The sequence below is a fragment of the Christiangramia echinicola DSM 19838 genome (assembly GCF_000423065.1).
GTDB classification, from domain to species: domain Bacteria; phylum Bacteroidota; class Bacteroidia; order Flavobacteriales; family Flavobacteriaceae; genus Christiangramia; species Christiangramia echinicola.
The window spans coordinates 1-13,168 of sequence record NZ_AUHG01000003.1 but is presented as its reverse complement, the minus strand read 5'-3'; the positions used below and the strand labels follow the sequence as shown (position 1 = coordinate 13,168).

16 protein-coding genes are annotated in these 13,168 nt (G+C 31.4%); all 16 read left to right on the top strand.

All coding sequences use genetic code 11. The annotated features are described in order from the left end of the window. Positions 1-341 precede the first annotated feature (341 nt). The 16 genes from G530_RS0100290 to G530_RS0100215 all read left to right on the top strand — a co-directional run bounded on the left by G530_RS0100290 (position 342) and on the right by G530_RS0100215 (position 12,926). Positions 342-1,076: a flavodoxin family protein gene (locus G530_RS0100290; protein ID WP_026932627.1), complete on the top strand. Its 735-nt coding sequence runs from the start codon at positions 342-344 to the stop codon at positions 1,074-1,076. A gap of 251 nt (positions 1,077-1,327) precedes the next feature. Beyond that, positions 1,328-2,122, top strand: coding sequence for a cation efflux transmembrane domain-containing protein (locus G530_RS0100285; protein ID WP_026932626.1), 795 nt, complete (start codon positions 1,328-1,330; stop codon positions 2,120-2,122). A gap of 302 nt (positions 2,123-2,424) precedes the next feature. Further along, positions 2,425-2,982, top strand: a complete 558-nt coding sequence (locus G530_RS0100280; RefSeq protein ID WP_089660944.1) for a Riean_0653 family protein — start codon at positions 2,425-2,427, stop codon at positions 2,980-2,982. 228 nt (positions 2,983-3,210) lie between these two features. Continuing rightward, positions 3,211-4,224: a DUF2971 domain-containing protein gene (locus tag G530_RS16340; RefSeq protein WP_051199612.1), complete on the top strand. Its 1,014-nt coding sequence runs from the start codon at positions 3,211-3,213 to the stop codon at positions 4,222-4,224. 155 nt (positions 4,225-4,379) lie between these two features. Beyond that, entirely contained in the window at positions 4,380-5,243 is an 864-nt protein-coding gene (locus tag G530_RS0100270) for a hypothetical protein (RefSeq protein WP_026932624.1), read from the top strand. A gap of 209 nt (positions 5,244-5,452) precedes the next feature. Next, on the top strand, positions 5,453-6,466 hold the full coding sequence (locus G530_RS0100265) for an IS30 family transposase (RefSeq protein ID WP_026932623.1): 1,014 nt from the start codon (positions 5,453-5,455) through the stop codon (positions 6,464-6,466). 43 nt (positions 6,467-6,509) lie between these two features. Beyond that, positions 6,510-7,295, top strand: a complete 786-nt coding sequence (locus G530_RS0100260) for a hypothetical protein (protein ID WP_026932622.1) — start codon at positions 6,510-6,512, stop codon at positions 7,293-7,295. A gap of 121 nt (positions 7,296-7,416) precedes the next feature. Next, on the top strand, positions 7,417-8,178 hold the full coding sequence (locus G530_RS0100255; protein WP_156888576.1) for a hypothetical protein: 762 nt from the start codon (positions 7,417-7,419) through the stop codon (positions 8,176-8,178). A gap of 186 nt (positions 8,179-8,364) precedes the next feature. Next, the gene (locus G530_RS0100250; RefSeq protein ID WP_026932620.1) at positions 8,365-8,850 is read left to right on the top strand and encodes a cupin domain-containing protein; all 486 of its coding nucleotides are present in this window, start codon (positions 8,365-8,367) and stop codon (positions 8,848-8,850) included. Between the two features lie 319 nt (positions 8,851-9,169). After that, entirely contained in the window at positions 9,170-9,655 is a 486-nt protein-coding gene (locus tag G530_RS0100245; protein ID WP_026932619.1) for a hypothetical protein, read from the top strand. Next, positions 9,648-10,223, top strand: a complete 576-nt coding sequence (locus tag G530_RS0100240) for a helix-turn-helix domain-containing protein (protein WP_026932618.1) — start codon at positions 9,648-9,650, stop codon at positions 10,221-10,223. The genes G530_RS0100245 and G530_RS0100240 overlap by 8 nt, the downstream gene beginning before the upstream one ends. 216 nt (positions 10,224-10,439) lie before the next feature. Continuing rightward, complete coding sequence (locus G530_RS0100235) at positions 10,440-11,000, top strand: TetR/AcrR family transcriptional regulator (RefSeq protein ID WP_026932617.1); 561 nt, start codon at positions 10,440-10,442, stop codon at positions 10,998-11,000. A gap of 39 nt (positions 11,001-11,039) precedes the next feature. Next, on the top strand, positions 11,040-11,456 hold the full coding sequence (locus G530_RS0100230) for a hypothetical protein (RefSeq protein ID WP_205619182.1): 417 nt from the start codon (positions 11,040-11,042) through the stop codon (positions 11,454-11,456). Positions 11,457-11,464: 8 nt separating this feature from the next. Continuing rightward, on the top strand, positions 11,465-11,656 hold the full coding sequence (locus G530_RS0100225) for a hypothetical protein (protein ID WP_026932615.1): 192 nt from the start codon (positions 11,465-11,467) through the stop codon (positions 11,654-11,656). Between the two features lie 13 nt (positions 11,657-11,669). Beyond that, positions 11,670-12,215 carry a GNAT family N-acetyltransferase gene (locus G530_RS0100220; RefSeq protein ID WP_026932614.1) on the top strand — a complete coding sequence of 182 codons (546 nt, stop codon included), beginning with the start codon at positions 11,670-11,672 and terminating at the stop codon, positions 12,213-12,215. A 339-nt stretch (positions 12,216-12,554) separates the two neighbouring features. After that, on the top strand, positions 12,555-12,926 hold the full coding sequence (locus G530_RS0100215; protein ID WP_026932613.1) for a VOC family protein: 372 nt from the start codon (positions 12,555-12,557) through the stop codon (positions 12,924-12,926). Positions 12,927-13,168: the final 242 nt, after the last annotated feature.

Below are 13,168 nucleotides of genomic sequence, written 5' to 3'. Positions count from 1 at the left end.
AAATATAGCCTGATCTGGTATTATCGAATACCCGATGTTTACTATGGTTATGAAGGAAAACATCTAAGGTCTTTTTGGATACATCAATCCCTACAGCTAACTGGTAATTTTTCATATCTTTAAAATCGATTTAAAATGAAGTTGCGTTAACTATCTCCTTTAACGGGTTCCGCTAAGACCTGGTATTCCAATTAGTTCTTCGCAACAATAGTAGAAGCTAAGGGGACTCTTACGATTAATGGTGCCTAACTAGAGACCGTTATAGTTCTCCCCTTAGTTCTCTCTTAAAATATGAAAACAAAGTAAAGGAGACCGTTGTAGCGAATTAAAATTTTAAAGATATGAACAAACCAGATTTTAGTAACCTTAGCTGTATTTACATTAATTGCACTTTAAAAAAATCACCAGGTAAGAGTCATACTGCAACACTAGTAGATATTTCAAAAAATATTATGTTGAAAGAAAATGTTCAGGTTGATGAAATTAGATTGGTTGATCATAACGTTGCCAATGGTGTTTATCCGGATATGACAGAACATGGTTGGAAAAATGATGATTGGCCAAAAATTTTTAATAGAATTATAAATTCTGATATTTTGGTTTTAGCAACTCCAATTTGGTTAGGAGAAAAATCGTCAATAGCACAAAAACTTATTGAAAGATTGTATGCAATGAGCGGTCAAAAAAATGATAAGGGACAATACGTATATTATGGAAAAGTTGGTGGTACTATTATTACAGGTAACGAAGATGGAATAAAACATTCGGCAATGGGAATTTTATATTCAATGCAACATATTGGATATTCCATTCCTCCTCAAGCTGATTGTGGTTGGATTGGAGAAGTAGGACCAGGTCCAAGTTATGGTGATGAAGAATGGAAAGGTAAAAAGTTAGATCAACCTGTTGGATTTAATAGTGATTTTACAAATAAGAACACAACATTTATGACATATAACCTTCTACATTTAGCTTCTACTTTAAAAAAGCAGAATGGATATAGTAATTATGGAAACTCATTAGATAAATGGGAAGATGGAAAAAGATGGAGTTTTGATAATCCAGAGTATCGTTAATTTTAACTGGCAACAACAACGATTCATCGCAAATAGCCGGCACCGTTAGTAAGAAAATAATTAAATTCACCAACAAACCAGGTCTAAGCCAACAACGCCGCGTTCCCTACTCCGCCAACTTGCGATAATCGAAACCGTTGTAGCCAATGCGGACATTGAACATTCAGGTTAAAAACCAAATTTCTAAAAAAGAAAGTTATTAAGTTCAAATTCATAATTTATCTTGCAACAGCTAGATAAATTTACTCTCAATGAATAAAACAGTTTTCGAAATTTCAAAAATGGATTGTCCTTCAGAAGAAAATCTGATTAGGATGAAATTAGATGAAATCTCTAATATTAAAAATCTCGATTTCGATATTCCAAATAGAAAATTAACGGTATTCCATGAGGGTGGAATTCAATCTATAGAAGAATCATTAAGCGGACTAAAATTAGGAACTAAAAAAATTAAAACGGAACAAACCGACCAAACTGAATTCGAAGAAAATTCTCAACAAAAAAAATTACTCTGGTCTGTACTAATTATAAATTTTGCATTTTTTATCATAGAAATGACAACTGGCTTAATCTCAAAATCTATGGGATTAGTTGCAGATAGTTTAGATATGCTGGCAGATTCTTTTGTATATGGAATTAGTCTTTTCGCTGTAGGAGGTTCAATCGTAAAAAAGAAAAAAATAGCCAATTTAGCTGGTTACTTCCAAATTTTATTAGCACTAATTGGATTTGCAGAAGTTCTAAGAAGATTTTTTGGAAATGAAAAACTTCCGGATTTTTCAACAATGATAATTGTTTCAATATTAGCATTGATTGCAAATGGTATATGTTTATACCTACTTCAAAAATCAAAAAGTAAAAAAGAAGCTCATATGAAAGCAAGTATGATCTTCACATCAAATGACATTATAATAAATACGGGAGTAATAATCGCAGCCTTACTAGTCAACTGGTTAAATTCAAGTACGCCTGATCTAATTATTGGAACAATTGTTTTCATTCTTGTAATCCAAGGTGCAATAAGAATTTTAAAAATTGGTAGGTAGCCGCACTGGCAACAACAACGGTTCATCGCCAATAAGCGGCACCGTTAGAAAGAAAATAATTAACTTGACCAACAAACCAATACTAAGCCGACAAATCCGCGTCCCTTACTCCGCGAACTGGCGATAACCGGAACCGTTGTACACCATTATTTAATCCAGTTTTAATTTTAAAAGTAGTTATATAATAATTTCAACAATCACTTTTAAAAATGCTTTGATTAATTTCAAATAATTCGGTTTTTATGATTTAAGTTTAGCATTTACAAGCGCTATTAAAGGTTACTAAGAATTAAATATCTTACATGAAGAAAATGTTTCTTATGAAGTCCTATTTAAAATTTTTTTTCTTTGTCATTCTTACATTAGCTTCTTGCAATAAAGATGACGAAAAGCCACTAACTCCTTTGGAACAATTACCTCCAGCAACCCAAAACGGGAAAATGACTTTTGGGTGTTTAATAGATGGTGAAGTGTTTCTTCCAGGAATAACTGGAAGAAACCGCCTAAATGCTTTTTATCAGTTTGTTAGGGGAGCTTATACCTTAGGTATATCTTCTACTAGTGGCGAGAATAATTCAGCTTCCATAGGAATTTTTGCAATTGATGTCGATGATTTTGGACCAGGCACTTATAATTTAGTCAACGAAGAATCCGGGAACTTTTACGCTCTGTATCTTCTTCAAGGCGGACTGCAACTTGAAACAAAAACAACAGAAAAAAATCCTGGAACTTTGACTATTACTAAATTCGACAAAGTCAAAGGAATTATTTCAGGAACATTTGAATTTACCGTGTTAGATAATGATGACAATGAAATTAGGATAACTGATGGCCGATTTGATTTAAAGTATACCAATTAGAAAAGCTATCTTGTTAACGTGATTCGCCCATCGGAAATAATAAAATTCCCACTTTAAACTGGAACAGAGAAAAAATAACGGTGTACAACAACGATTCATCGCAAATAGACGGCACCGTTAGTAAAAAAATAATTAAATTCACCAAAAAACCAGGTCTAAGCCGACAAAGCCGCGTTCCCTACTCCGCCAACTTGCGATAATCGAAACCGTTGTAGGTAATTATTATTTATGAAAGTTTACAAATACAGAGGTGGCAATTTTGAAAGAGATTTGAAGTCTCTCAAAAAGAATTTTTATTGGGCTCCAAAATTTGAAAACTTAAATGATCCTTGTGAAACTCTTATAAATACTGATCCTTTTAAGAAACAATCTCAATCCTTTGCAAAACTATTTGGGAAAGAAAAATCTGAACAATTTTTAGAGGTTGAAAAAGCTTTAAATAATTTGGTCGAAGTCAAGAAAAAAGGAATTGGAATATACTCTCTTTCAAAAACCTATTTAGATGAGCTATTATGGGCGCATTATGCCGATAGTCATAAAGGATTTTGTATTGAATATGATCTAGATTTATTAATCGGAAGCTATAAATCCTTTGAAAAGTTTTCGTTTCCGGTAAAATATACCAAGAAGCCACCTGAATATGGAGTTCGAGATATAAACAAAACCAAAACAGAACAAATAGTTCAGAAATTGGCAGGCTATAAATCAAGGAGATGGAATTATGAAGAAGAATATAGAATAGTTACTGGGTTCTATGGTGAGCACCCTTACAATCCCGATTGTCTCAAATCAATTTACTTTGGTTTAAATATGGAGCAATCTGAGAAAGATTTAATGATGAAAGAATTAAAAGGTAGAAATATTCAGTTTTACCAAATTGTACAACTGTATAACTCCTATAAATTCGATGCAATTGAAGTAAATGATTTAAAAAAAGAAAAAAACAGCTATCTAAAAGAAATACCTCCAGAGATAACAGGAAATAGTCCAATCAGGTTTAGAATTATAAAACAAGATTATTTCAGAGAGATTAAAGCTGTAGTAGAAATCGAGTTAGAACAAGAGGTTGATAAAAAACAATTAGAATGGATAGCAAACCTATTGAGGAATGATATGTTTAGGATACCTAAGAGACTTTTCATTTTCTATTATTTAAAAAATGATAAGATCAGAGATATTGCTTGGGCAACAACTCATTTCGAGGAATCTGAATTAAAAATTTCTATAAATGATTTCGTTTAATAATAACTACCTACAACAACGATTCATCGCAAATAGACGGCACCGTTAGTAAGAAAATAATTAAATTCACCAACAAACCAGGTCTAAGCCGACAATGCCGCGTTCCTTACTCCGCCAACTTGCGATAATCGAGACCGTTGGCAAAAATTTTTAAAATGAAAAATAAAGTAATATTAATTCTTTTATTATTTCCCAGTTTAATTTTCTCCCAACACAGGAATAGATTAGAATTTAATGATTTACATCGATTTAATTTAAAAGGTAAAGTAAAAACTTTAAAATACTTTGAATACAATGTAACTTACAAAAACGACAGCATAACCCAAGTTAAACTAGAAGATTTTATAGTCCCAAAGAACTACAAAATTGATTTTAATAAAGTAGGTAATATCCAAAGAAAAATTGAATACCGTTTAAAAAATGATTCAATAATAGAAAAAGGACTTTGGATATATATTTATGAAAAAGATAAAATTAAGAAAGAAACCTATTATTGGAATAATGATTCTAAAGATACAACTCAATGGAATTATTCATATCCTGATAAAAACACTACCATAATAACTCAAGAAAGCACAATGAGTCCTAAATTGATGTATTATAGATATGAACAAGATAAAAATAATGAATATTATAAAAGCATAAATGCGGATAGTTCTTATATAAGAAAAAGTTTATATGTGTATGATAAACATAATCGCATAATTAGAATTGAAAAATATGACGATCAAAAATATACACGAGATATAATTTTCAATACATACGCTGATAGTATTAATTTTAACCCAAAAGTCACTGGATCATCCTATACAAAATATGATGCTCCGTTGTTTATACAACAATTTAAATTCAATAATCAATATGATATTATAGAAATTGACGGTCTAGACGTTTCAGATAATAAAAAAACAGTTGTTGAATACAAGTATGATGATAGGAAAAATTGGATAGAAAAAACTAAAAAAGGTGGTACTGGAAAAATATATAAAATCTATAAAAGAGAAATTTCCTACTATTAAAAACATTTGCCAACATCGGTTCATCGCCAATAGGCGGCAGCGTTAGAAAGAAAATAATTAACTTGTTCAACGAACCCAAACTAAGCCGACAAATCCGCGTCCCCTACTCCGCCAACTGGCGATAACCGTAACCGTTAGGCACCATTATTAATAAACCTACCTGAGTTCAATAACTTAACGCAACAAATCATAACTTTTAGATTTGTTGAATGGAACTTAAAAAACATCGGAGACTATCCTATAAAGAACGAGTAATTATACAGTCTCTTTTAGAAGAAAATAAGTCCAAATCTTTTATTGCAAACAAGCTTGGTAGAACCCGATCTACCATTACCAGAGAAGTCAATAAATGGGTCACTAAACCTACGGAAAAGTACAATGCTGATCTGGCTCACTGGAATGCAAAAGACGATTATCTCAATAAGAGAAATAAAGACAAAATGACTACCTATAAAAGGTTATGCATTTACGTCTACAAAGGACTATTAAAAGACTGGTCACCGGAACAAATCTCCGGTAGGATCAAAAAGGATTATCCCAATGATCCGGTGATGACTATTTCTCATGAAGCTATTTACCAGCACATTTATAAAAAGCCACAAGCCAGGCTTAATTTAAAGCTCATTAAGCTCCTTGCCAGAGGAACGCAGCGAAGAAGATCCAGGGCTAACCGTAAAAGAAAAGGAAGCAGGATTATCGATCAGGTCAGTATTGACCTAAGACCAGCGCATATTAACCTAAGACAGGAAAGCGGACATTGGGAAGGAGATGTGATGGTTGGTTCCAATCACAAAAGTGTTATTGGAACTATTGTAGAACGTAAATTCAGGTACACTTTAATCGTAAAATTAGACAATAAAAAATCAGATCACGTGAGTAAGAAGTTTTCAAAAACCTTAAATCAAATGGATCCAGTTTTCAAGAAAACGATGACTTATGATAACGGAATTGAGATGGCAGGGCATAAAAAAATCACTCAAAAAACAGGGATGCAAATCTATTTTGCTCACCCCTACTCTTCTTGGGAAAGAGGGACCAATGAGAACACAAATGGGCTAATTAGAAGATACCTGCCAAAGGGAACCTGCTTTGCTCAGGTTGATCAAAAACAATTACAAATCATACAGGATAAACTCAATAACAGACCTCGTAAAATACTAGGATATAATACACCACAGGAAATGATGGATCTTGAACGAAAAAAATTATATTTGAATACCTAACCTTTAAATACGCTTTGTTGCGTTACAACCTTGAATCCAGCGTATGGAATTCAAAGGACATCCTAATATAAAAAAATCAACCTTAGATTCTGGAAAACTTTCTGTAAGTTCAATTATTAAAAACAAAAAGTTTATCTGTCATGAATATTTTTATGAAAATAATAAATTGAAAAAACATATTGATTTTATCAATTGGAAAATATCTCACCATAGTTACAATCAGGGAGGAGAAAGAATTGAATTAAGAACATATTCATTCGATGAAAAACCTGAAAAAAATAAACTTGAAGGGTATAAGAATTTCGAATATAAAAATGGTAACCTTATTAAGGAGAGTCATTATTTGTTTGATGGAAAAGTAGATAAAATTGAATACGAAGGTAAATTCATATATTCGGGAAAAGAATTGATTCTTGAAGAATATCATTACCCGAATGAAATTTATACTATCAATTACAAATTTGATAAAAATAAAAATTTACTGATTAAATATTTTTCAGACAACAGTGGAAAATGTGAATATTATTATGATGACAAGGGCTTTCTAAAGAAGTTTATCCATTTTAAGCCTAACAAATATTGTCAAATTAATCATTACGAATATAGAAACAACAGATTACATAAATTAATCGAATATCCAATTCTAAAGTTTAAAAAAAAGTTTTTAACCAACAAAATAGAACTACTAGAAAAAGAACAATTTATTCATGAAAATGAATTTTTTTATAATGACAACGGATTGTTAATTCGTGAAGTTAAAACTGATATTTTGGACAATTATGAAATAGATGTTTTACAATACAAATACGAACAAAATAACGTTGCCTAACAACGGTTAATCGCCAATAAGCGGCAGCGTTAGAATGAAAATAATTAACTTGATCAACAAACTAATACTAAGCCGACAAATCCGTGTCCCTTACTCCGCCAACTGGCGATAACCGAAACCGTTGGCATTAATTTTAATGAGAGAAATTTTACTTGTATTAATAGTCCTAACAATATTTGGCTGTGTAAGCAGAAAGCAAAATAATGCTCTAATTGGAAAGTGGTATACCAATGATCCAAAATTTGAATTATTAGAAATTGAGTTTAAAAAAGATTCAGTTTATCAGAGATATTTTCGAAATAACTTGAGTGCAGAATGGAATCAAAATGCAAACTGGGAAACGAAAAGAAATGAAATAAAACTCACTAATATTACAGGAACATTCCAGGATCGAGAAAATCTAGTTTGGATTTATAAATTAAATAAACAAGAGAATCGACTCAATATAAAGATCAAAGGAGATACAACAAATTTTCCTATTCTTATTAAAGCAAAAAGCGCTTTTGATTTCTTTGTAAAAAATATTGAGCTTAAGATAGACTTACCAGAAACTGGAAATGCATTAGAATCTGCTAAACATATTAATCAAAGTTTTGAAGTTTATGCGGGATATAATAAGAACAGTTTTATCGTTAAAACTAAGAATTCAAATAATTTAGCAAATATTCAATCTGAGGTAGAAAATTTCAAATCAAGAAGTAGGAAGGAATTTCTTCCATTTTTATATTTTACACTAATCGCTGATAAAAATATACCAAACAAAAAAATCGATTCTATAATCCGAACATTAAAAGAAACGTCAGTCAAAAAAGTTTATAGAGTTTATAAAACATCAGAAAATAATTATTTGGAAAATTTAAATTGGTTAGGCGTAAAAAACTAATGCCAACAACGATTCATCGCAAATAGACGGCACCGTTAGAATGAAAATAATTAAATTCACCAACAAACCAGGTCTAATCCGACAATGCCGCGATCCTTACTCCGCCAACTTGCGATAATCGAGACCGTTGTACGCAAGCATTGAGGAAGAATTATTAAAGAAAATAATTAATTAAAAAAGAAGATTATGAAATATTCAATTTTTACATTGTTGCTTTTTGCTCCATTGTTTCTAGTTGCTCAAAATTCTGACTATAACGTGTCTTCCTATCAGACAGAAGGAACTAGGGCACCCAATACTCATTACATTGGAGAAGCTTGGTTAAATCCATTAATTCACGATGATGAAGAATTAGGTTACAACATCACCAAAGCAACCTTCAAAGCTAACTCAACTTTAGATTGGCATAAACACGGTTCTATTCAAGTTTTAGTAATTGTAGATGGTGAGGCCTATTATCAAGAAAAAGGTAAAAAGCCTATAATTCTAAAAGAGGGAGATGTAATTAGATGCGAAAAAGAAACTGAGCATTGGCACTCATCTACGAAAGATAGCGATGTTACATATTTAGCATTCTATAGTGGAGAAAAACCAACAGAATGGACAGAAGTCTTAACTCAAGAATATTACGATCAAGTTCCTAAAATGCTAGAAACTAAATCACACAATTAAGAATTGTAAAAAATTCTAAACAAGATGATGGGAACGCAATGCCAGCGCACAACAACGGTTCATCGCAAATAGACGGCACCGTTAGAAAGAAAATAATTAAATTCACCAACAAACCAGGTCTAAGCCGACAACGCCGCGTTCCCTACTCCGCCAACTTGCGATAATCGAGAACGTTGTACGCAAGCTGAAAAACAAGCTCTGGTTTATTGATTCTTTTCACATTGAACATAGATGACGTAATAATGTCATAAACATGACGACATCAATGTCCATGCTACTGTTTTACTTTTGTTTCAGACATTAAATCATAGTTATATTAATGGAAACAGAATTAAACATCAAACAAAAATCAACAGTTCATCGTGCTCTTCAACTCGCAAAAACTCCAATAATAATTGCGTTAATTTTAACACCAATTCGTTTTTCACTTGAACTTATCGGATTACCTGATAATGCAATTTTCATTATTGGATTACTTTGGCTGACATTGGGATTTGCAATTTATTGGGGAATAAAGTTATATAATGAAAAACACGCCTATCTTTTACTATTTTTAAGTTTGCTAATTTATTCGCCTATTTCAAGGTTTCCTGTAGCTTTACTTTGGTGGATTGACACTAACTGGGAAATAGGCACTCATTATGGATTATATTTTAATAATTTTGGACAAGCTCTATTAAATCATGTAGGTTATGGATCTCTGGTACAAATCATACCTGGATTTTTATTAGGCTCAATAACACTTGCAATTATGAGAAACAGAAAAGGTGCAATACAAAAAACTAATACTATAGAAAATGAATAAGAATCTCTTAGGACTAAAAATAAAAGAATTAAGAAAACAAAAAGGGATGTCTCAAGAGTTTCTAGCCGAAGAATCAGGGTTGAGTTTGAGAACCATCCAAAGAATTGAAAATGGAGAAACAAACCCAACAGGTGAATCACTCAAGCGATTATCAAATGCATTAAATGTAAATCCAGATGAATTAATTGATTGGTCCATAAAAGAAGACAAAAGATATTTAACATTCCTAAATCTCTCTGCCTTAACTTATCTGTTCTTTCCTTTACTTGGGATTTTAGTACCTTTCATATTATGGACTTCAAGAAAAGGCAAAATTAAAAACATTAATAAATTAGGAAAAGATCTAATCAATTTTGAAATAACGTGGACTCTACTTCTATTTTTTATTCCTTTTTTGTGGATTCTCATAGCAAAAATTGGACTTTTAGGAAATCTTACTCTTAGCATAATTTTTATTGTTATTGGAGTTATGTATTTCATCAATTTGATATTCATATTACTAAATACAATAAGAATTAGTAATGAAAATGATGTAATCTACAATCCGAAAATTAAATTTTTAAGATAAAAGCCAGCGTACAACAACGTGTATAATTAATTACTTCTGAATTTCCTCGTCGGAAATTCCTCGGAATTAATTAACTTAGTCCTTCATCGGAAAATTCTAACCGAATTTTCCGTACCTAATCATACACGAACACGTTACCTGCAAGCTGAAGAAAAATCACAATAAATTTGTCTCATTCGTGTGACATTTGTATTTTTGTCTCATAATTGAGACATTATGAATAATACAAAAACAAAAATCATATCAGCAGCTATTGAAGTATTCAGTATAAACCCTACTGCTTCAATGGAAGCAATTGCAGAATCAATTAACTTAAGCAGAAGAACTCTTCATAGATACTTTAGTGGCAAGTCAGAACTCATTGAGGAAATAATTACTTATGCAAGTAGTCATTGTTTAAAGAAAACTAAAGATTCAATTCAATCTTCTAGCGACCCCATATATCAACTCAAATCAATGTTTTTGAGTGATATTGAAAGTGGTTATCAATTCCGTTTCTTATACAGCTATAGAAACGGTTATCAAGGAATGGAAGAAGAATCAGTAGACTTTCGAGAAATGATGCAGATTTTTAGGGACTTATTAAAAAAGCATCAAACATATAATTTATTAAACCCACTATTGACTTTAGATTGGATAGAAAGATTTTATCTGTCAATAATTGACGCTGCAATAAATCTAATCCTAGAAGACGAAACTAAAGAGAAAGAAATTATTGAAATGGCTTGGGTATCTTATCTCAATGCCATTCTCATTCCGTCAAAAAAATTTAATTAACCATAACCGCAAATTATCAAATCAAAACACAATATTATTATGGGAAGTACAATTAATTTTGAATTAGCATTAATGGGTTTGGCCATTCACATCTTTATATGGAACAAGTTGCCAGATTGGGGAACTTGGTTTCCTAAAATGATAAAATTATTACCAAAGCCACTTCAGAAATTATATGAAGGCTGGCAATGCCCTTATTGTTTTGGATTTTGGGTAGCACTTGCTCTACATTGGCTTACAGGTATTCAGACCCTGCCAGCTTTATCCAATTTAGCTAACTCGGGTATTGTTGGATTACCAGTGGCTTGGTTTTTAGATGCGCTTGCCACAGCTACATTGATTTACTTTGGCAGTCATATTTTAGGCACCTTGAGTTGGGGAGCAGCAAAAGGTTACTTTGCTACACAAGAATTCAAAGCAAGTTTCACGAATAAAGAAGATAAACAGAATGAATAGAGTAACATATGAATAAAGAAATCGATACAAAAATGGTTGATGAAAAGATAAAAATAGTAGAATTACAACATATAAAATGGGAATATATTGAACAAGAATATGTTGCAACGTTAATTGATACAGACGGTTTTGAAATACTAAAAGGATATGGTTTATCTATCATTAAAGCGATCAATGACTTACATAATAATCTAATGTAACATATTAAAGAGAATGGCCGTTAAAAATATTAAACTGAATTTTAACTTTAAAACTAGTCGTCTTTCAATTAGTAGTTACACTTTATATAAGACTCTAACCGATAATGAATTTGCAGAAGAAATTATTAAAATATTAATTCCAATTGTTACAAAAGCATTGCCTGATGGTTGGCAAAATATTACTACTAAATCCAGTGCCAATAATTGGATAGAGGAAAGGAATGAAGAAAGCGTTTTTTTTGTTGTTCAATCAATAAGTTCTTTAGAAGTTTTAGGTTTTATCTTTCTCTATCCGACATATTTAAAAAATAAACATATTGATTTAAGATTTGGTTATTTATTACGTGAATCATCTTGGGGAAAAGGATTAGGAACTGAACTAGTAAAAGGATTAGTAAATAAGTGTCAAGAAATGGGAAATATAAAATCTATTTTTGGAGGTGTCGAAGAAGACAATATTGGTTCTATAAAAGTTTTGGAGAAATGTGGATTTCATTCTTTAAGTCAAGAAGAAAAAACAAAAAACGTAATCTTTTATAAAAAAATAATAATTGCTTAATTGGATGTTTCAAATTAAGAAAAGCCAGCAGGTAACATCGGTTCACCGCAAATAACGGGTTTAATCGAAAAAAGTGTAATTTTAGAAACCAGGAAAGAAAAAAGTTAAGCCGACAAGTCCGCATCCCTACTCCCGCAACTTGCGGTAACCGTAACCGTTACCTGCAAGCGGCAAGAAAAATTCAACAACAAATTAAATTTAAAAATGAAAAGTATATCATTAATTTTTTTAGGTTTTGTATTAGCTTTATTACTGGGATTTTATCCACACAATGAATTAAAAAAAGATAGTGGGAATAATATCAATAACAGAGCATTAATAAATACAAACATAGAAAATATGAAATTAGGTGCCTTTTCAATAAGTTTAAGTGTCAAAGACATAAATGCTTCAAAACAATTTTATGAGAATTTAGGTTTTACAGTTCTTGCAGGTAGTTTAGATAAAAACTACTTAATAATGAAAAATGAAAATTCTCTGATAGGACTTTTTCAAGGAATGTTTGATAATAATATTTTGACTTTTAATCCTGGATGGGATGAAAATGGAAATAATATTGAAAGTTTTAATGATATTCGAGAAATTCAAGAAGAACTAAAAAATAAAGGAATAAAAATAGAGAATGAGATTGATAAAACATCCTCTGGTCCTGCTAGTTTTAAGATAACAGATCCGGACGGGAATGTAGTTTTAATCGATCAACATAGATAAATTTAAATCTAGGGAATATCATAATTCGAGTGTTACTATATACCGCCGGCAGGTAACAACGATTCATCGCAAATAGCCGGCACCGTTAGTAAGAAAATAATTAAATTCACCAACAAACCAGGTCTAAACCGACAATGCCGCGTTCCCTACTCCGCCAACTTGCGATAATCGTATTCCAAGATCAAAAACAAACCATTTTCAATAAAATTTTAGGCGGCATATTTACATAGATCTACGTATGG